General features: G+C 71.1%; 12 protein-coding genes, 7 pseudogenes and 1 riboswitch. Of the genes and pseudogenes, 4 read left to right on the top strand and 15 right to left on the bottom strand.

Annotated features, from left to right (window positions below; all coding sequences use genetic code 11):
- Nucleotides 1-571 precede the first annotated feature (571 nt).
- From ACFYQA_RS37780 to ACFYQA_RS37760, 5 genes and pseudogenes are all read right to left on the bottom strand, one after another.
- The gene (locus tag ACFYQA_RS37780; protein ID WP_055625691.1) at nt 572-946 is read right to left on the bottom strand and encodes a helix-turn-helix transcriptional regulator; all 375 of its coding nucleotides are present in this window, start codon (nt 944-946) and stop codon (nt 572-574) included.
- A 190-nt stretch (nt 947-1136) separates the two neighbouring features.
- On the bottom strand, nt 1137-1511 hold the full coding sequence (locus tag ACFYQA_RS37775) for a hypothetical protein (protein ID WP_332425397.1): 375 nt from the start codon (nt 1509-1511) through the stop codon (nt 1137-1139).
- An 892-nt stretch (nt 1512-2403) separates the two neighbouring features.
- Nucleotides 2404-3283: pseudogene (locus tag ACFYQA_RS37770) on the bottom strand (transposase); the annotation flags it as partial.
- On the bottom strand, nt 3168-3929 hold the full coding sequence (locus ACFYQA_RS37765; protein WP_388928051.1) for an IS3 family transposase: 762 nt from the start codon (nt 3927-3929) through the stop codon (nt 3168-3170). The gene ACFYQA_RS37765 and the pseudogene ACFYQA_RS37770, both read right to left, overlap by 116 nt.
- Entirely contained in the window at nt 3926-4252 is a 327-nt protein-coding gene (locus tag ACFYQA_RS37760; RefSeq protein ID WP_388928048.1) for a transposase, read from the bottom strand. Before ACFYQA_RS37760 ends, ACFYQA_RS37765 begins: the two co-directional genes overlap by 4 nt.
- A 39-nt stretch (nt 4253-4291) precedes the next feature.
- Between ACFYQA_RS37760 and ACFYQA_RS37755 the strand changes: the two genes are divergently transcribed.
- The 3 genes and pseudogenes from ACFYQA_RS37755 to ACFYQA_RS37745 all read left to right on the top strand — a co-directional run.
- A complete protein-coding gene (locus ACFYQA_RS37755; protein WP_388928045.1) occupies nt 4292-4633 on the top strand; it encodes a (2Fe-2S) ferredoxin domain-containing protein in 342 nt (113 codons plus the stop codon).
- Between the two features lie 121 nt (nt 4634-4754).
- Complete coding sequence (locus tag ACFYQA_RS37750) at nt 4755-5453, top strand: (2Fe-2S)-binding protein (protein ID WP_388928042.1); 699 nt, start codon at nt 4755-4757, stop codon at nt 5451-5453.
- A 206-nt stretch (nt 5454-5659) separates the two neighbouring features.
- Nucleotides 5660-5815 (top strand): annotated as a pseudogene (locus tag ACFYQA_RS37745) (DUF4430 domain-containing protein); the annotation flags it as partial.
- Between the two features lie 175 nt (nt 5816-5990).
- Here the strand turns inward: ACFYQA_RS37745 and ACFYQA_RS37740 are convergent.
- The 8 genes and pseudogenes from ACFYQA_RS37740 to ACFYQA_RS37705 form a co-directional block, all read right to left on the bottom strand.
- Nucleotides 5991-6244 (bottom strand): annotated as a pseudogene (locus ACFYQA_RS37740) (hypothetical protein); the annotation flags it as partial.
- Nucleotides 6245-6442: 198 nt separating this feature from the next.
- Nucleotides 6443-8764, bottom strand: coding sequence for a 5-methyltetrahydropteroyltriglutamate--homocysteine S-methyltransferase (gene metE, locus ACFYQA_RS37735; RefSeq protein WP_388928039.1), 2322 nt, complete (start codon nt 8762-8764; stop codon nt 6443-6445).
- 167 nt (nt 8765-8931) lie between these two features.
- A riboswitch (cobalamin riboswitch) is annotated at nt 8932-9154 on the bottom strand.
- A 119-nt stretch (nt 9155-9273) separates the two neighbouring features.
- Nucleotides 9274-10312: pseudogene (locus tag ACFYQA_RS37730) on the bottom strand (alanine--tRNA ligase-related protein); the annotation flags it as partial.
- A gap of 17 nt (nt 10313-10329) precedes the next feature.
- The gene (locus ACFYQA_RS37725; protein WP_388928036.1) at nt 10330-10902 is read right to left on the bottom strand and encodes a GNAT family N-acetyltransferase; all 573 of its coding nucleotides are present in this window, start codon (nt 10900-10902) and stop codon (nt 10330-10332) included.
- A 95-nt stretch (nt 10903-10997) separates the two neighbouring features.
- Nucleotides 10998-11342, bottom strand: a pseudogene (locus tag ACFYQA_RS37720) (tRNA (adenosine(37)-N6)-threonylcarbamoyltransferase complex transferase subunit TsaD); the annotation flags it as partial.
- Between the two features lie 120 nt (nt 11343-11462).
- Nucleotides 11463-11921, bottom strand: a pseudogene (locus tag ACFYQA_RS37715) (transposase); the annotation flags it as partial.
- Between the two features lie 181 nt (nt 11922-12102).
- Nucleotides 12103-12882, bottom strand: a complete 780-nt coding sequence (locus tag ACFYQA_RS37710) for an FAD-dependent monooxygenase (protein WP_388928033.1) — start codon at nt 12880-12882, stop codon at nt 12103-12105.
- Nucleotides 12883-12915: 33 nt separating this feature from the next.
- Nucleotides 12916-13321, bottom strand: a pseudogene (locus ACFYQA_RS37705) (FAD-dependent monooxygenase); the annotation flags it as partial.
- Between the two features lie 318 nt (nt 13322-13639).
- Here ACFYQA_RS37705 and ACFYQA_RS37700 point away from each other — a divergent pair.
- Nucleotides 13640-14269 (top strand): hypothetical protein, encoded by a 630-nt coding sequence (locus ACFYQA_RS37700; protein ID WP_388928029.1) that lies wholly within the window; start codon nt 13640-13642, stop codon nt 14267-14269.
- 288 nt (nt 14270-14557) lie between these two features.
- Here ACFYQA_RS37700 and ACFYQA_RS37695 read toward each other — a convergent pair whose 3' ends face one another.
- Together ACFYQA_RS37695 and ACFYQA_RS37690 are read right to left on the bottom strand one after the other, a co-directional pair.
- Entirely contained in the window at nt 14558-17401 is a 2844-nt protein-coding gene (locus tag ACFYQA_RS37695; RefSeq protein ID WP_388928026.1) for a poly(A) polymerase, read from the bottom strand.
- On the bottom strand, nt 17401-19095 hold a 1695-nt coding region (locus ACFYQA_RS37690; RefSeq protein ID WP_388928024.1), incomplete at its 5' end, for an RNA ligase family protein. The genes ACFYQA_RS37695 and ACFYQA_RS37690, both read right to left, overlap by 1 nt.

The raw sequence follows: 19095 nt of genomic DNA, 5'->3' as shown, positions 1-19095 counted from the left end.
GGCGAATAGACCTTCATCACCATAATCGGTCACCCTCTCCCGGCCCCCACCGGGGCCGGAGGTCAGGGTGTCCACCACCCGGGGGGAGGTCCCGTAGTCGCCCAGAGCCGCGGTCAGCACCCACCCCACCGGACCGATCACGTGCACTGATCCCACCCCCATCTCCCCACCCGCACCGAATGTTTCGCGGCCCAGCTGAGCGGATCAGGCGGGATCAGGTCAGCTGGAGATCCGGCTATGCACTCATACGAGTGAACCGGATCCCGGAACGGAAGGGGGCCGGCCCAGGCTCTGAACCCGGTCAGCCGGGGACGTCCTCGTAGAGGCGCCGGTGCAGTCGCAGAAGCACCGCGACATCGGCAACCCAGGCGAGCCGCGCCGGCAAGCCCGGATCGCCGGGTCATTACCAGTCTGGACCGCCGCGACGATCTGGTCGATGAGCAACTCGCCGGCCTCCGTAACGGCCGGCGGCCGGGACGAGGCCCAACCATGGTCGTCTCGACCACCCAGCCGTTCCGGATCCGTCCGCTCTGAAGGCATCCACATCTTCAACGCCCCCAGCGGCCAGAGGTCATCTCCCCGGAGGGGGGAAAGCCGAAGACCCCGCCTGCGCCGAGCTTTCGGTGTGCCGGAGTTCGGCGAGGAGTTCATTCTGTCCGGCCAGGAGTTCGGTGAGGATGCGCCGTGCGGCGCGCAGGAGTTCCGCCACGTCGCCGCCGGCGAGGGCGTAGCTGACGGTGGAGCCGTCACGGATGGAGATCACGATGCCGGACCGTCTCAGTACCGCGAGTTGCTGGGAGAGGTTCGATGGTTCGATCTCGATCACGCTCAGGAGTTCGCGTACGGGTACAGGACCGTGTTGGAGCAGCTCCAGTACACGGATCCGGACGGGATGCCCGAGCATACGGAAGAACTCCGCCTTGGCCTGGTACAGCGGCACCTGCATGCGACAACACTCCCAACCCACGGTTCGGCCGTTCCAGGACCGGTAGCTGGACCTGCCGGATCTTCGGTGCCCAGCTCCAGCCATCCTCCCGTCTCCCGGCCCGGCCTGCCCTGGCTTGATCACATTCAGATGTGCTGAGTTGAAGACTCTTTCAACTCGTGGGCATGCGGAGCCGGGAGACAAGGGACGGCTACAGCTCCAGTTCCGCCTCGATGCGCCTGAGCTGGTGCCGGGCCATGGCCAGGTTCGCCCGGCCCTTGTCCAGGATGAGGTACAGGAACAGGCCATTGCCTCCGCGGCCCCTGATCAGCCGGAGGAGGTGGTACTGGCTGCTGAGGGTGATCAGCACATCCTCGATGTCGTCCTTGAGGCCCAGCATCTCCATCGTGCGGACTTTCGCCCGGATCACGTCGGTGTTCCCCGCCGCGGCCACCGTCAGATCGAGGTCCTTGCCCCCGCCCAGCGTTCCCAGCGCCATGCCGCTCGTGTAGTCGACCAGCGCGGCCGCCACGCTCCCCTCGATCGAGGTCATCGCCTCCTTCAGAGACGTCTCCACAGTCAGCATCAGTATCCGCTCCCTCAGTTCTGGACGACCCCGGCCGGGCCTCACCCTCCGGCCGAGTGATGACCGCAGACGCTACCCACATGCCGTCAGGAGTTACGGGAACACCGGGAATCAGGCAGGAATCAACCCTCTGTGCCCTAGCATTCGCCCCCACGAAATGCCCGTCGACGCACCGCCCGAGAGGACGGGGCGTATCACCGGATGGTTCAGCCGGGCTTTCCCACGGGCCCCGGTCCTCAGCCGTGTCGCCCCGTTGCTGAATTTTCGGCCTACTGTGGGTGGCGGTAGAGCTCGTGGGACGGTAGCCGGGCGAGTGCTGTGGACCGGTCCGCCCGGGCCTCGAATCACTGAAAGAGCAGCCTGTGCCCGACCTACAGACCAGCCAGCTTTACTGTTTGGCCGATCGACGATACTACGAAACTCCCTCCCGCTTAGCCTTCCTTACGGGCGGCTGACCGGGCCAAAATGGCCCGGACCCCAACGGGGTTTCCACGTTCCACACGAATGAGATACGACCGGGGTGGGTGCTCCCTTTACCCCGAGGCGGCGGTGTCCACCTGGCCGGAGTGACCTCTACCGGCCAGCACCTGCCGCTTCTCAACGGCTAGCCATGCACCCCACTCACGCACTCCATCGGCGGGGCTTGGGATCACGAGGCATCATCGGGAGTTCATATACTTCACCCGTCCGGTCTTCCCCTTGCCGGTAACTCCCGGATGGAATGGGAGTCCTTGGGCTTTCCCCTGAGCTTCGCACCACGCCGTTACCGGCATCGCACGTCAAGGGCGGGGACGGGTCTTATGGACACGGACCCGTGACTGCACCTACAGCTTCATCAACTGCCTCTCCAATCGGTCAGTCCACTCAAATTCGTGCAACTTCGTGTCGCACGGTCGCCCTTCCAGTGCCCGGGCGTCACCCGGTCTTCCGCCTCGGCGGGACGCCGGCTGATCACGGTCTCCGGCGTGACGTGCCCCTGGGCGCGCCGGCGGGCCCGTGCCCGAGGAACTCACAGCGCACGGCCGGTACGCAGACAGGTGACCAGTTCCCGTTCGAGTCCGCCTCGCTCACGGATGTAGAGGGCCTGGTAGATCGCCTCGTGCGAGATGCGCATCGACGGGTCGTCCGCGAAGTCGAGCGGCAACCGGTTCGCGATCTGCTGCGGACTCCACGCCCTTACCCACCTTCGGTCCTGGTGCCGGGGCTTGTTGCGCCCTTTCCATGTCGGCACCTCAGGACCCAGTGCCCGGGTACTGTCCGGCGGTGCTCACCGCACCCACGAGCCTGTCCTGCACATAGGCGCGCAGGGCTTCGTTGGTGGCCAGCTTTGCGCTCTTGGGGCGTCGTGTGGCCAGCTCCGCCTTCCACTGGGCGGTCAAGGCCCGATACTCAAGCCGACCGCAGCGTGTCGCGGCGTTCCGCTTAAGCTCCCGCGAGATCGTCGACGGCGCCCGACCCAGCCGACGGGCCACCTCACGAACCCCGCACCCCTGCGTGCGCAGCAGCGCGATCTCCTCGCGTTCGGTAAGCGACAGGTATCTGCCCGACCCCGGGCCCAGTTCGATCGTCGGCATGCCTCCACGCTGGCGGAACCAGCGTGAACCCACAGGTCCTGATACGCCGCACGCGACGGCCGCATCCTCGCTGGTCAGCCCTTCAGCGATCTTGCGCCAGAATGCGCGTTCGATCTCCCGGCGGATCGGAGGCGTGCCCGGCGAGCGCATCGCTGGACGCCCCGTCATCTTCGTCGTCCATCCTGCAGGCCGTCCCATCCCACACCTCCACATCGAGGTGTTGCGACGAGCCCTTGAACCCACCCTGGGAGCCCTTGTCGCTGTGATGCACGAGACCGGGGCGGGGTCTGCGGGCCGTGACCGCCATGGCGAGGGCGTCGGTGACCAGCTCGGTTCTCATGTGGTCGGCCATCGCCCAGCCGACGATACGGCGGGAGAACAGGTCCATGATCACGGCGAGGTAGAGCCGGCCTTGATCGGTGGGGACGTAGGTGATGTCCGCGGTCCAGCGCAGGTTCGGCGCGCTCGCGGTGAAGTCGCGGCCGATCAGGTCGGGGGCGGCCGTGCCCTGCCGGTCCTGGCGGGTGAGCGAGACCCGGCCGGTGCGGCGGTGCACGCCGGCCAGCCCGGCCTTGCGCATCAGGCGGGCGACGCGCTTGCGCCCGACGGACAGGCCGTCGATCTCGCGCAGGTCCGCATGGATGCGCGGGGCTCCGTAGGTTCCGTGGGACCGCTCGTGGTGCCCGCGGATCTTCTCCGTGAGCTCGGCGTCCTCCCGCCGGCGGCGGGAGGGGGCGCGGTCCCTCCAGGCGTAGTAGCCCTGCCGCGACATACCCAGCAGCCGGGCCATCAGGGAGACTTCGTGGTGTGCCGTGTTCTCGTCAATCAGCCGGTAGCAGATCACCGGCTGGTCTCCCGGACGAAGGAAACCGTGGCTTTGCGGAGGATCTCCTTCTCCTCGCGCAACTGCTTCACCTCGCGGCGCAGCTGGGCGAGTTCCTCCTTCTCGTCGCTGGTCGAGCCGGGGCGTTCCCCGGTGTCCATCCGGTCCTGGTTGGCCCAGGTCCGGATGGTCTGGGCGGACGGCTCGGACTCCTTGGCCAGCTCCTCCGGCGACCGGCCAGAGCGGACCAGCTCGACTATCTGGCGACGGAACTCCGGCGGGTAGGCCGGACGCGTCCTTGGCGCGATGAACTCCTCCTTGCGGGACCCAGTGTCCCAAAGCAAAAGGTTGTCCATCAAACTGGGGCAACTTCACCTGCCCCGGTGCCCTGCCGGGTCGTCGTGTGCCGGGACTGCTGCTGCGGCAGCCTGAAGGTGATCGGAGTCGACCACGCGGCGCAGACAGCACGCCTGCGCGCACAGGTACCCGTGCGGGTGTCCGCCTGCCTGGACGTGTGCGAACAGGCCAATGTCATCGTCGTTCAGCCCTCCGCCGCGGGCCGGGCCGCCGGTGCCCGGCCCGTCTGGCTCGGGCTGGTCAACGACCCGGACGCCACTGAGGACATCGCCGCCTGGGCACGCGCCGGCGGACCCGGCGTCGCACCCCGGCCGGACATCCTCGACCTGTACGCCATCACGCCACCGCGGCGACGTACGGCCTCCTGAAGCCGTGCCCGCCAGGAGGGCCCGCACGCCTCGGCGGTGACCCGCTGCCGGACGAGCCGGGCACTCACGCTCACTCACTGATCTCGCATCGGGACACTCGCCAGAAAGGAAGCGCCCCGACATGACCGAACATGCTCGGGCGTCTGCAGAGGCCGTCACCGCGGCCCTGCACGACGTGGCGGCTCTCGGCGGCTTCTTCGTCCTGCACGTCGGCGGCCGGGACGAGGGCTGGCATCCGCTCGACCACTCCTATGCGAGGGGCTTCACCGACCTGGCCGACGCTGTCACGCAACGGCACCACACCCGCGAACTGCGGATCGGCGTGTCCATCGCCCACCTCGGACACGCCGCACGCCTCTGGTCCCCTGCTCTGGCTTGCGTACTGCTGCACGGGATCGTCCCGGATCTGAGCGGACTGCAGCGGGCTGATGGCGGACCGGCTCTCCGTATGCCCCGCCCCGCCGGCTGGTACACCGGGCGACTGTCCGAACCCACCCTCGCCCTGAATGAGCAAGTGATGCGGCATCTGCAGGCGCTCGCGGCCGGACTCCACGTCAGGATCGCCCCGCGTCTGCTGGACGGGAACGCCGCTTCGGCGCTCGTTGGGGCGGCCCATGTCCTGCTGGCGGCCCGCCCCGGCCTGCGCGAGCCGCTCACCGGCTTGACGGCCGAGCTGCTGGGCACCGGACGGCTTGCGGGTACCGGAGTGATCACCGGACCGGATCTCACGTTCCGCCGCCGTAGTTGCTGCCTCTACTACCGTGCGCCGAACGGTTCGAAGTGCGGTGACTGCTGTCTGGCCGGTCGAGACCACCTATGAGGTGAGCGGCAGCGGGAGCGCCGTACGTGCCCGCCGGAGCCGGGCACGGCAGGCACTGCGGCTACAGAGACCGTGGGTGAAGGCATCACAGTGCCAGGCGTGTTCGGTGCAGGCAGATGTTGTCGGGCATCGGAGTTCGTCAAGCCTCCGCCGCAGTCGTGCCCTCTGGGGGACAGGTTGCCGGTCGAACCCGCAGACCACGGTCCACCGCCGTGCCGACGCCGACCGCCGCGCTCGACAACGCCGCGCGCAAGCGGAAATCCACCCGGGACGGCACCTGGTGCGCTTCGTTCGACGACTTCTCGGTCTGCACCATCAAAGACGTCAGCGGTGGTGGCGTGACCCGCTGGAACATCTCCGTGTTGAGGTCGGAGCCGGTCACTACGGGTACCGGCGTCACCTCCCGCGGCGGCCAGTCGCACTCGTGCGTGCGGCCGACCAGCTGCTCGGACAGTCCGAGTTCGGCGACGATGTCGGTCGCGGCGGGCAGCAGGGAGACGATGCGCATGCCGCGGCCCTACGGCCCCGGCACCGGGATCACGCGCCCCAGCGCACGGCGATCGTGTCACCGACACCCACGACCGTGCCCCGCGTGGCGGAGGCGAACGACGAGCCGTCGATGCTCACCTTTTAGGTGTTGGAGCCGCTGTTGGCCTTGCCGTTGAGCGAGGTGATGGTCCCGGTGCCGGATGTCGGGGTCACGGAATCATGCAGCCGGACGGCGTGGCCGAGCTCGTCGCCGCGTCGAGGACGGTCCCCGGTGTGGTGGTCTTCCCGGTCGGCTGCCCAGCTGTCGGCGCATGACGAACAGGTCCTCAAACTCCTTCGCGGGCACGGCGATCATCGGCCTTCCGCTGACCACGACGTTGTGCGGTTTCTGCCTCGTCCAGGGGCCTCTCGTATCGCTGCGACGGCTGCGGCGGCCGACAGGCCGCGTGGCTCACCGGGGGCCGGGCGTTCTCGTCCCGGCCCCCGGTGAGCCGACCGGATCAGGAGGCGTGCAGCTCGTCGCGGACGGTGTGGGCGGCGGCGACCAGGTTCTCGAGCGAGGAGCAGGTCTCGGGCCAGTCGCGGGTCTTGAGGCCGCAGTCGGGGTTGACCCAGAGCCGTTCGGCGGGGATGGCCTTCAGGCCGGTGCGCAGCAGTGCGGCGGCCTCCTCCTGGCTCGGGACGCGCGGGGAGTGGATGTCGTAGACACCGGGTCCTGCCTCACGCGGGTAGCCGTGGGCGGCGAGTTCGCGGGCGACCTGCATGTGGGAGCGGGCGGCTTCCAGGCTGATGACGTCGGCGTCGAGGTCGTCGATGGCCTGGACGATGTCGCCGAACTCGGCGTAGCACATGTGGGTGTGGATCTGGGTGTCCGGGCGGACACCGGCCGTGGTGAGTCGGAAGGCTTCGGTGGCCCAGGCGAGGTAGGCAGGGCGGTCGGCGGCGCACAGCGGGAGCGTCTCGCGCAGCGCGGGTTCGTCCACCTGGATCACCGAGGTCCCGGCCGCCTCGAGGTCGTTCACCTCGTCGCGCAGGGCGAGGGCGACCTGGCGGGCGGTGTCGGCGAGGGGCTGGTCGTCGCGGACGAAGGACCAGGCGAGCATGGTGACCGGCCCGGTGAGCATGCCCTTGACCGGGCGGTCGGTGAGGGACTGGGCGTAGGTCGTCCAGCGCACGGTCATCGGTTCGGGGCGGGAGATGTCGCCGGCCAGGACCGGCGGGCGGACGTAGCGGGTGCCGTAGGACTGGACCCAGCCGTGTTGCGTGACGAGGTAGCCGGTGAGCTGCTCGGCGAAGTACTGCACCATGTCATTGCGTTCGGGCTCGCCGTGCACCAGGACGTCCAGGCCGGTCTTCTCCTGGAAGGAGATCACCTCCTGGATCTCGGTTCTGACGCGCTCCTCGTAACCGGTGGTGTCGAGGCGCCCGGCGCGCAGGTCAGCCCGGGCGGTGCGCAGTTCGACGGTCTGGGGGAAGGAACCGATGGTGGTGGTCGGCAGCAGCGGCAGACCCAGGTGGGCGCGCTGGGCGGCGGCACGCTCGGCGTACGGCTGCGAGCGGCGGCCGTCGGCGTCGGTGACGGCCTCGGTGCGGGCGCGGACCGCCGCGTCGCGGGTGATGGGGGAGTTCTCCCGGGACGCCAGGTCGGCCCGGTTGGCGGCGAGTTCCCCGGTGATCGTGTTGGTGCCCTGGGTGAGGCCCTTGGCGAGCGTGACGATCTCGGTGGTCTTCTGCCGGGCGAACGCGAGCCAGCGCAGGATCTGCGGATCGATGTTCCGCTCCAGGGCCGTGTCGAGCGGAACGTGCAGCAGGGAGCAGGAGGCGGACACGTCGACCCGGTCGGCCAGACCTAGCAGGGTGCCGAGCGTGGACAGCGATGTGCCGAGGTCGTTGGCCCAGATGTTGCGGCCGTTGACGACGCCGGCGACCAGCCGCTTGCCGGGCAGTCCGCCGACGGCGGCGAGCGCGTCCAGGTTGGCGGCGGCGGCCTTGGTGAAGTCCAGGGCCAGACCCTCCACCGGAGCCTTGGCCAGGACTGGGAGCGCCTCGCCCAACTGGTCGAAGTAGGAGGCGACGAGCAGCTTCGGCCGGTCGGTGAGGCCGCCGAGGTCACGGTAGGCGCGGGCGGCGGCGTTCAGTTCGGCCGGGGTGCGGTCCTGGACGAGCGCGGGTTCGTCGAGCTGGACCCATTCGGCGCCGGCCGCGCGCAGGTCGGCGAGGACCTCGGCGTACACCGGGAGCAGCCGATCCAGCAGGGCGAGCGGATCGAAGCCGGCGGCCACGCCCGGGGCGGGCTTGGCCAGCAGGAGGTAGGTGACCGGACCGACGAGGACCGGCCGGGCGGTCAGGCCCAGGGCGAGGGCCTCCTTGAGTTCCGCGACCTGCTTGGTGGAGTCGGCGGTGAAGACGGTGTCCGGGCCCAGTTCGGGGACCAGGTAGTGGTAGTTGGTGTCGAACCACTTGGTCATCTCCAGCGGCGCCACGTCCTGGGTGCCGCGCGCCATGGCGAAGTACCCGTCGAGGGCGTCCGCCGCCGCGACGGCGTCCTGGTGGCGGGAGGGGATCGCGCCGACCATGACGGTGGTGTCCAGGACGTGGTCGTAGTACGAGAAGTCGCCGGTCGGAACCTCGCTGATGCCCGCCTCGGCGAGCTGCGTCCAGTTCGTGCGGCGCAGATCGGCGGCGGTGGTGCGGAGGGCGTCCGCGGTGACGCGGCCCTTCCAGTAGCCCTCGATCGCCTTTTTCAGTTCCCGGTTCTGGCCCTGGCGGGGGTAGCCGTACACGGTGGCCCGTGCTGCCGCGGCTGCGGACTTCGCTGTCACGGAGATCTCCTTCGCGAGATGAATCCCTGAGATCCCGGCAACGGGACGAGAAGCGCGAAGGGGCGACGGACCGGACGGAGGCGACCCGGCGTGGCAAGGGACGGTCGTCCGCCTGGTATGTGCGCCGACCCGCCCTCGAGGTCACCGGGATGTCCGCGCACGAGACGTCTCGTGCACGGGCAGTTGGCAGGTTTTCGGACTCGCGGGCACGTCCTCACTCCGTGAGGACACCTACTGGCCGTCGCTTCCCAGGACCGTGTGTCGGACCCAGTGCGTATGACGGCGGTCGTTCCCGCTCACCGCTGCGGGGCAGTCCCGGATTTCCACCGGGTTCCCTCTTGCGACGCTCCCGCCTGGCGGACGGGGCGAACCAGCTGCACCGGACACCCTAGTGGGCGGCGCAAGCCGGTGGACCCCGCGTCCGCGATCCGGATGCTGAACCGAGACACCCGGTACGGGAACATCACGGGGCGGGGAACGCCGCTCCGACGCTCCCGGCCCCTCCCGTGACGCCGCGCGGGTCCCGCGATCTCGCTGCGGACGGTGGGGGAGAGGGCGCCGCGCCAGGAGAAGTCGAGGCGGAGGTGACCGGGGCGGTTGTAGGAGCCGGACTACAGGGCGGTGGGGCCGAGGATCTGGCGCAGGACGGCGTGCAGGACGTGGCTGCCGGAGCGGGTCCGGCGGGCGCCGAGTCGCCACTCGGGGGCGACGGCGGCATGCACCGGGTCACCGGCGGCCGGCTTCCCGGACAGGACGCGGACCTGGTGGACGACCAGGCCCGGCACCGGTCGTTGCACGTCGAGTACCCTGCCTCCACCGACGTCCCGGAGAGAGAACCCTCGTCGCTGCCCTGGCCGTCGAACTCGGCGTAGAACGTGGTGCGGTCCAGCACGACGGTGACGATCTCGCCCTCACGGGCCACCGATGTCGGACCGGAGTGGCCCAGGATCGTCAGAATCTGGGAGCCGGTGGCCAGGGTGTCCCAGGCACGCCAGTCGGTCGGCCGTGCGCGTCCAGAACCGGGCTCAGCGCGGGAAGGTCGTTGCCGCCGGCCTTGCGGGCGCGGGCGTCGGCCCTTGCCCGTTCGCGCTGCTCACGTATGAGGGTCGAGAAGCCCTCGCGGTCGACTTCCACGCCCTGTTCGGCGGCCGTCTCCAGGGTGAGGTCGGTAGTCGCTGTGGTGGACGGTCACTCAGATGCGGTCCGGATCCAGGCCGTACCCGCCGTCGACAGTTCCCAGGCGAGGGGGATCGCCTCATCCTTGAAGTAGTCGCCGAAGGAAAAGTTGCCTTTCATCTGGAAGAAGGATCCGTGCCGGGTGGTGCGGCCGACCTCTTCGATGTCGAGGGTGCGCACGCACTTCTGCACGCTTGTCGCGCGGCCAGGGGCCGGTGCCTCACCGGTCAGCTACGGCTTGAAGGGGACCATGTCCGCGTTGACGAACAGCAGCGTCGGATCGAGGGTCGGCAGCGGGGCGCTGGGGACCACGGTGTGGCCGCGCTCGGCGAAGAAGTCGAGGAAGCGCCGGCGGATCTCGGCGGTACGCAAGGCGGGGCTCCGGAGGCCTACAGGGGAAGTGGGGCGAGGTCTCGGGCGGGGTGGCGTGGGCCGAGGAAGACGACTATGCCCTTGCTGTCGGGGGAGGGGTGAGTGGCCTGTGTCCAGCCTCGGCGGCGATAGAAGGCCATGGCCCGCGCGTTCTGGACGGAGGCCAGCAGCCAGGCACGCCCCTCGGGCGCGTCCTCGGTCACCGCTTCGAGGGGGTCGCCTGCGAGGCCGGTGCCGCGGGCGGCGGGACGGACGGCGAGTTCGCCGATCTCCCGGGCACCGCACAGCCAGTCGGCGGCGTGCTCGGGGCCGATGCAGGCCGTGGCCTGGGGATAGCAGCGGTCGGTTGGGAAGATCGCCGGGGTGGTCCACGCGGTGGCGAAGCCGACGACGTCCCCGTCGTGCACGGCGGCCGCAGCCGTGCACCCGGGACGGCGTACGCCGGCCGGCAGCCGGGACACGAACTCGATTGCCTTCTCCTCGTCCTCGTTCCAGGGCGGAGCGCAGAATGCGGCGACGCACACCGAGCGCAGTGCGTCGGTGTGCGTGAGCAGCCCGGCGTCCCCGTGGACACGGATGTCGATGGACATCAGGCGGCCACCGCTTTCTCTGCTGCGACAGGGTGCAGGGCTGCGTACTCCAGCGGTGCCGACGGGTCGATCGACACGTTCAGGGGCGCAGGTTCGGCCAGATGGTGCACCCCGTACAGCGGAACACCGAGCGCGTACGCGATGCCCTTGGCTCCCGCCAGTCCGACCTGTAGTGCACCGGACAGGCCCGGTCCGGTGGTGACGGCGACGGCTCCAATGTCGGACAGGCGCAGACCGGCATCCGTCAGCGCGCGGTACACAACCGGGCGGAGCACATGGAGGTGGGCACGTGCCGCGATCTCGGGCACAACTCCGCCGAAGCGGGCGTGCTCGTCCATGCTCGATGCCACCGCGTGACCCAGCAGCCGCCTGTCCCGTACGAGGCCCGCGCCGGTCTCGTCGCAGGACGACTCCATGCCCAGCACGATCCCGGAGCCCATCGCCCACCTTACTCGGGCGGGGGTGAGACGGCGGGATTCGGCTGGTCTCTCCCAGGGCCGGTGTAGGTCCTCGGCGAGCGGTCGGGCGAGGCGGAGCTGGGTATGGGCGGCGATGATGAGCCAGGAGGTCCGGCCGGTCTCCAGGGCGGCGACGAAGGAGTACGGCCAGCCCGGCACGAACTGATCCGTCTTGCGGTCTCCGCGCCCGTAGGCGTGGCAGAACAGCCGGTCGTCGCTGGTCAGGGCGTCCGGGCGGAGCCAGTTGCTGAGATCCACCGCCAGCACGATGCGCCCGTCGGTCGTCCTCGGCAGCGGCAGGCCGACCAGCGCGCGACGCAATCGCGTCGGCTCCAGCCAGCCCCGGTCCAGCGCGGGATACAGGGCCCAGTGCCCCCGTCGGTGCTCGACCGCCAGGCAGATCTCGACCAGGGTCTTCACCGGCTCGTCCGCGCACAAGATCGCGTCGGTGAGCTCGAAGAGCGCATCGGCACGGCGGTACGGGCAGTCGTAGAAGTCGGCCCGAAAGCGGGACAACACGCCCAATGCCTCGCCTGCGGGCGCGCCGACGGGGAGACTCATAGGCAGCGGCCGTTCCCTCGTGCTTCGTTACTCGACATCTCGAAGCGTGAAGAACGGCTGCGTCAGGTGCCGCCGGTTCCCGGGGATCTCAGCAGGTCGAGTGACCTGCGACGTTAAACGCCAAGCTCAGGTGCAGGGTCTGCGGTCGGGGAGGCCGCCGGCCGCAGTGCGGCGGGTGGATTCAACGGTGGCCGGTCGGCAGCCAGTGGTCCAGGTAGGTCCGCGGGCCGTCCGGGTCGGCTCCTCGTGCGACGTAGCCCAGGTAGCCGTCGGGGCGGACGAGTCCCTGCGCGGTGCCCGGCCACGGGCTCTGCCCGCCGAGCCGGTGGACGGAGACCAGGGCGATCCGTCCCTCCAGGGCCGAGGAGAGCCGTTCGTCCGGCCAGCGGGGTGGTGGCCCGGACAGCAGCAGGTGCCAGCCCGGTGCCGCCGTGCGTGCCTGCAGCCCGCGGGGCAGGTCGGGCAGCCGGTCGCCGGCTCTCGGCCCGCCCCTGGGCGGTCGTGAGCCGGCCGTGGAGGCGGGGCTGCGCCGGTAGTGGATGCCCAGTTCGGAGACGGTCCGAAAGAGCCGCCCGCGGATCTTGGCCGCGCGTAGCGCCAGCGGGGCCAGACGCGGGGCGATGTGGGTACGGCCGATGCGGAGGAAGGGGTTGCTGCTGGTGGCGATGGTGAAGGCGCGGTCGGTGAAGCGCCGCACGCTGTGGCCGACGGGTGCCCGCTCGGCCTCATACGTTGCCGGCAGTTCCTCGGGTGCCACGCCCCGGCGGACGAGGGCGAGCTTCCAGCCGAGGTTGAGCGCGTCCTGGATGCCGGTGTTCATGCCCTGCCCGCCGGCCGGGCTGTGGATATGGGCCGCATCGCCCGCCAGGAAGCAGGGGCCCAAGCGGTAGCGGGCGGCGCCACGGTTGTGGAGGCGGAAGCACGACGTAGCGCGCCTCCACGGCCCCCTGCGAGCCGTCACCGCGGCGCAGCCGGCAGTCGACGAACGAGTCCGCCGCCTGCAGCCGGACCAGTTCGGTGCCGCGCTCGACCGGCACGTCCCGCGCGGCCAGATACTCGCAGAGGACGCGCTCCGTCTCGGCCTGCGAGAGGAACAACAGGAACGGATACGCCGTGTCGGTCAGCCCGATGTCGAACAGGCGCAGCGCCACCACGCGGCGGGCCAGGTGGAGCCGCAGCCGCATCGCCGGGTTGCCCCGGGCCACCAACTCGTCCGTCACCCCGAAGCCCGCCAGCGCCTCCAGGGTGCGGGGCTGGACGGCAAGCGCCCGCGACTCCCGCACCCGGTCGAGACAACGATCGACGATCCTGAACCGGGCCCCGTACGAGCGCAGCTGCGCGGCGAGGGCCAGACCGGTCGGCCTCGCCCCCACCACCAGCACGTCCAGCGGCGCCGCCATGAATCCACGGTAGGGGAGACGAGACACGCGCGAGATCATTCGGCGCGTACTACGTCGAGCCTGTGCCCCGCTACGAGGAGAAGAGAGACCGAGCGATCGTCGCCGCTGCGGTCAGCGTGAGCGACTGAGCAGGGACAGGACGTGCGCGGCGTCGCGTCCGACGCCGCGCAGTGACAGTGCCCTCGGGTGCTGCACTGTGCGGCAGATCCTCGTGCCCGGGGGTGGGAACCGTCCGGCCGGAACGACTCGTCACTGACCATGACCGCCACTCAGAGCGGCGGGGGGGACACCAGGAGTGAAGCGACAGTGGGGGGTTTCATGAAGCGCGCATCTGCGACAAGAGCGGGCCTGACGGCCGTGGCGGTGGTGGCGATGCTGACGGTCAGCGGCTGCCGGGAGGACTACACGGGCCTCCCCGACCCCGACGCTCCCCCGAGGGAGCAGGCCTCCGGATCCGCGTCGCCGACGCCTTCGGCGGAGCAGAGCGGTCCGCGCACCCTGGTGGACGCCCCCCGAGCGGGCGGCCTGGACAAGCTGACGGGAGAACAAACCCTGACGGACGCCCCGGTCGACCCGGGCGAGATGCGGGACGGCATGACGCTGGTCATCGGCAACTACGGGGACCCGGGCGGACAGGGTGCGCCGGTGCTGTTCGAGGGCGTCGACCACGTGCCCGAGGACACCAACAAGCGCCGTGAGCACCTGTTCCGGGGCATGATCGAGTACATCCAGTGGGACCCCGAGCTGGGGCAGCCCGAGGCGCAGCCGGTGGAGCCCGGACCGCTCGGAGGCTCGGTGGAGTGCCTGCTCGCCTCGCTGAGCGAGGAGGGCAACGTCATCTGCGGGTGGGCCGACGAGGGAACGGCGGCCGTCGCGCTCTTCGAGGACAGCACGCTCGCCGATGCGGGAAAGCTCTTCGTCGAGATGCGGGGGGATCTGGAGGGCTGATCGACCGGCGAGCGAGAACACGGACATAGCCCCGACCGACGGGCAGGACACCCTGCCCGGAGGTCCCGGCGGGCTCCCGGGACCGCTACCGGCAGGCGTGGTGGTGCGGGATCGCCGCTGATCCATGACCCGGCAGCGGGTCGAAACCGAAGGCCGGAGCGCCGGCCGAAAGCCCGCGGGACCGCGCCGGAAGTACCGGCGCTCCACGGCATCGTCGAGGCCCTGACCGAAGCCGGCACCCGCGGGATCCGGCTCGGGGGTGACGTCCCTCGACGCGTCACCTTCCAGTCAGCGCAGGGTCGGTACGGTGCCGCACTCCGCCCATGTGACGTCGACCCCGCGCAGGTCTCCGCCCCACTCCTCGGAGATCTCCGCGAGCCGGGCAGCCTCGGGCGGGGTGCGGCCGAGGCCGATCGCGTACCGTGCGACCGCCGGCCCGGTCCCGAACGGGCGGGGCCAGGCGTACGCATCCCCCGCTCCGGCGTCCTCCAGAGCGGTGAGCAGCGCTCGCAGGCGCCCCCGGACGCGCCCCAGAGTCTCCTCGAACTCCTCGGCAGGGCCCGGGCGTACGGTCAGGATCGCCCAGGCCGCGTGCTGCCGGTGCAGGGAGGGCGGCGACAACAGCTCGGGCCAGGGGTCCGTGCCCGCATCCGCCGCCGTTTCCAGGACGGTCCAGGCGCGGTAGAGCTCATCGGTCAGCAGGTCCCGGAAGCCGGCGCCGACCTGTCCGGTGCAGTTGCGGACGGGATCGGTGGGCGTCATGAGTGCCACGGGCGTGTGCGGTCCCGTTCCGGTGGGGGTGAGGCCGACCGGGTCCCGCCAGTCCCAGGCGGCCCAGGTGCCGAAGAAGTGGCGGAGCAGGTCCGGAGCGGCCGGGTCCGTGGCCTCGTATGTCGTACGGGCCGCCAGCACCGACCAGGCCAGGCCCGGCAGTCCACCGAAGGGAGCCGAGTCGAGGCCGCGCGCCCCGGCCCACGCCTTCACCTGCCGGGCGAGCCGGGTGAAAGCGGTGTGGCGGTCGCCCACCGCGGCCCGTACGGCGTCCGCGTCGCTCACCGCACTCAGGGCGATCGCCGCCCCCTCGCCCAACTCGGCGCGGCGGACCACTGCTTCGCCGGGGTCGAGCGTTCCGGTGGCGACGATGACCAGGTCGACGTCCAGATCACCGGTGCGCAGCCGCAGGCCCGGCACCCGGGCGCCGGTCACCTGCCGCACCCGGGTGGCGTCCGGCAGCGCGGCGGTCACCCGTGCCCGGACGCCGACCGGGTCGGCGCTGCCCGGCAGCGCCGCGACCAGGTCCAGGTCCGCTCCGGCCAGGGCGCAGCCCATGCGCCGTGATCCGACGATCTGGACGACTCCGTCACCCAGCGCCGCGGAGATACGCTGCGCCGTCCTGCGCGCCAGGGCGGCCCGGGCCTCGCTCTCTGCGGCCGGCTCGGTGGCAGCGGGTTCGGGGGTTTCGGGCAGCCACCGTACGTCGCCCGTTCCGAGAGCGATCGTGGCGCGTGGACGCATCGGTTCGTCGCCCCGGCGGGAGAGCAGGACCAGCTCTTCGACCCGCGCCGACATGCCGTCGAGCCGGGCGGCGCATGCGGCGGCGAGACGCTGCGGATCCCTCGTCCGGCCCAGGGTGAGATGGGGGGTGAAGCCCTCGGCGCGCCCGCGGCAGCGCGGAAAACGCTCCTCCAGAGCGCGGCGCAGTCCTGCCCACGGTGCTTCGCCGGCCGCCGCCGGATCGAGCCAGACCGTGGCATCGTCCCGGTGTCCGAAGGTGTGCACCCCGTCCAGCCGGGCGGTGAAGGCCGCCGTGCCGGCCGCCGCTTCGGCCAGCAGCGGGACGGCTCGCTCGAAGTCGGACTCCGGCACGAAACCGAAGAGCAGATTGACGTGCGGCGGCCAGCGATGGAACTGCGGATCGTGCTCCCGGCGGATGCCCTGGAGGATCGGCCACAGCTCCTGGGGAGGTATCCACGCCAGCGCGGTGCGGGCTGTCGGCCGGGCGTCGAGGACGTCCGTGGAATCGGTACCGCTCAGTTGAAGGTCCGCCTCCACGCCGTAGTGGTCCGAGACGTAGAGCCCGTCCGTTGTGGGCGAGTCGCCCCGCAGGAATGCCCCGGTCGCCCGCAGCCGTCCCGCGCGCAGGAAGATCCGGTCCAGCCGGGAGGCCCGGCCGGACAGTGAGGACACCGCGGCCAGCGGATTGACGCCCGGGTCGAACGTGGGCGTCCGGTCGCCGGGCCCGTGGACCTCCGTCCAGGCGTCCCGCAGCCCGAGCGCGGCGGCCGGTTCGTCGCCGCCGTCGTTGAAGTCACCGACCAGGATCAGATCGCCGTCCACGCCGCCGAGTCCCTCGGCGAGCCGGCCCAGTTCAGCCTGCCGCCGGGCCGGGCCGTTGGGGGAGTGGTCACTGCTCAGATGGGTCGTGGCCACCACCAGTGGACCGGAGCCGGTCTCCACGGTGATGGCGGTGACGGCCTTGTGCGGTCCGAGTTCGTGCCGCCCCGCCTCCCGTACGGGCAGCCGGCTGAGCAGCAGCAGCCCGCTGTCCTCGACGTCCTTCCCTCCCGGGTCGGTGCCCAGGGTGTAACCGGCGCGGACCCAGGGTGCCCGCAGCAACAGGGCGAGCAGACCGGCTTCGACCTCCTGGAGCGCGATGACGTCCGCGTCGGCGTCCTCCAGGGCCGAGAGCAGCAGGGGGCGGCGCCGGGCGGTGTCGATGCGGTCGCTGTCGTACCGGTCCCACAGCGTGTTCCAGGTGAGTACGCGCAGACTTCCCGCGCCCGGCACGGTCGTCCGGGGTGCGCCGTCCGCGGGTCGCCATCCCTCTGCCGGTTCCCATGCGTGGGGCGTCCCGCCTGCGAAGAAGGGTGCTCGCAGCAGGCGCGGGTGCCGCACCCGGCCGGCGTCCGACGTGTCGATGCGGTCCACACCGGTGGTGCGGTCCCAGAGCAGCTCGCCGTCCGCCTCGACGAACAGCACCCGGTGCCACGGGATGTCGCCGCCGGGTACGAACGAGGGCAGCGGGACTCGCTCGGGGGCGGCGCCGCGCTGGGTGATCCCCAGCACGAACCGGGCCGGATCGAACCGCGGGTCCCAGCGGACCCGGTGATAGATCTCGTCGCTCGTACGCATCACGTCTCTCCTCCGTCCACGATGCCGTCCAACGTGCCTGTGGTGTCGTCGACGGTTCCGCCCGCTCCGATGTACCAAGTGCGGTGGGCCTCGCCCGGGTAGGGCGGGGTGAACCGGTGCAACTGCGAGGCGAGCACCTCGGGCGGCACCGGGTGGGCACGCCCCTTGTTGCGCCGTGCCAACTCTTCCACGTCGACCAGCGCGACCACGTGGGTGACCAGGGCGTCGCGGCGCCGTGCCACCCCGTGCACCAGGGAACGTTGGTGCTGGTTGAGGGACGTGGCGTCCCACACCACGGTCCCGCCGCCGGCCAGCGCCGAGTCGAGTCGGCCCAGTCCCTCCCGCAGGACCTCCCCGTTGGCCCGCTGGTCGGTCCGGGAGCCCCGGGCCCGGCGCAGATCGTCGAGGGAGACGCACGAGTCGGTCCGGGGGAGACTCCCGGCGAAGGTGCTCTTCCCGCTGCCCGACGGCCCGACGAGATGGATCAGCCGGGGAAACGCCCCGGAACGCCACCGCCAGCTCGCCGCCACCGCCTCGTCGACGGTGGAGATCCGCCCTCGGGCGAACGCGTCCCGCGCCTCCGCCCAGCACCGGTCGGCGGCGGCGGAGCCGAGGCCGGCGAGTGCGTCCCGCAGCCCGGCCCGCAGCGGCTCCAGCGGCGATTCGCCGAGCAGCCCGACCTCCTCGGCGTGCAACGCGGACCATTCGACCTGTTCGCGAGCCTCGGCGGTGTGCGCGACCGCCCCTGCGACCGCGTGAAGCACCCCCAGGTCGGCGGCGAGAGCGAAGCGTGCCAGCCCGGTCCGGCGGTCGCCGTCCGGGTACGGGCGCTGAAGCCTCGGGGACAGCCCGACCAGGTCCGCGATGCGGCGGGCGCCGGGCATGCCCAGCGGCCCCGCGAGGCGGGGCCCGAGCCACGCCCGGCGCGTGCTGTGGAGCATCGCGGCCAGGACACCCTCCAGCCGTGTGTCCCCGGACCGGCCCAGCACGTCCAGTCTCGCGGACACATCGGCTACGGCGGCCTCGGCGGCGGCCGTGGCCTCAGGGCCGGCGGCCGTGGCATCAGGGGCGACGCCCAGCGCGGCCGACAGGGACGGCACATCGGCGGCCGCCCCCGAACGCACCGCCCACAGCGCGGCGTTCGGGCCCAGAACGTTCTGCACGACAGCGGCGTGCATCCAGTGCGTATCGGTTCGAACGTGTCTTTCGCGCACCCACTTGGCCACCCGCTGCCCGAACTCCTGCCGGCCGAACCCCTCGGCGGTGCGTACGACGTAGCCCTCCTGGCGCACGGTGTCCAACCGCAGCGCGCGCAGCGCACGCTCGTCGAAGACACCCCGCCACAGCACCTGCGGCACCGGAATTCCCAGCCGCCGCAGGAACCGGACCGTCCGGTCCCAGTCCAGGCAGCGGTTGCCGCCGCCCCAGACGGAGAACCCGTAGAACCAACTCTCCAGGTCCCCGTAGGCGATCGAGTGCCGCGCGAAGAGGTTCTCGCCGCACACCCGCCAGCCGTGCGGGATCTCCGCGCCGATCCGCCCCTGCAGGCTCTTCACCCACGCCCGCGAGGGATGGTGCGCGGAATCCAGCGACCGGGCGTGCAGCCCGTCGGCATAGAGGGTGGTGTTCTCCCCGTCGAGTTTCTCGGTGACCACGACCTCGCGGCCGCGCAGCCCGGACAGATCACCGGCTCG

This window comes from Streptomyces sp. NPDC005774, from assembly GCF_042871645.1.
Taxonomy (GTDB): Bacteria; Actinomycetota; Actinomycetes; order Streptomycetales; family Streptomycetaceae; genus Streptomyces; species Streptomyces pratens.
Note: the sequence above shows the minus strand (reverse complement) of the source record. Positions and strands in the feature narration are given on the sequence as shown.

Coding starts and splice junctions, on each gene's coding strand:
- ACFYQA_RS37780 (WP_055625691.1), bottom strand. CDS start 946: ATGCAGGTGCCGCTGTACCAGGCCAAGGCGGAGTTCTTCCGTATGCTC.
- ACFYQA_RS37775 (WP_332425397.1), bottom strand. CDS start 1,511: ATGCTGACTGTGGAGACGTCTCTGAAGGAGGCGATGACCTCGATCGAG.
- ACFYQA_RS37750 (WP_388928042.1), top strand. CDS start 4,755: ATGACCGAACATGCTCGGGCGTCTGCAGAGGCCGTCACCGCGGCCCTG.
- ACFYQA_RS37725 (WP_388928036.1), bottom strand. CDS start 10,902: ATGTCCATCGACATCCGTGTCCACGGGGACGCCGGGCTGCTCACGCAC.
- ACFYQA_RS37700 (WP_388928029.1), top strand. CDS start 13,640: ATGAAGCGCGCATCTGCGACAAGAGCGGGCCTGACGGCCGTGGCGGTG.
- ACFYQA_RS37695 (WP_388928026.1), bottom strand. CDS start 17,401: ATGCGTACGAGCGACGAGATCTATCACCGGGTCCGCTGGGACCCGCGG.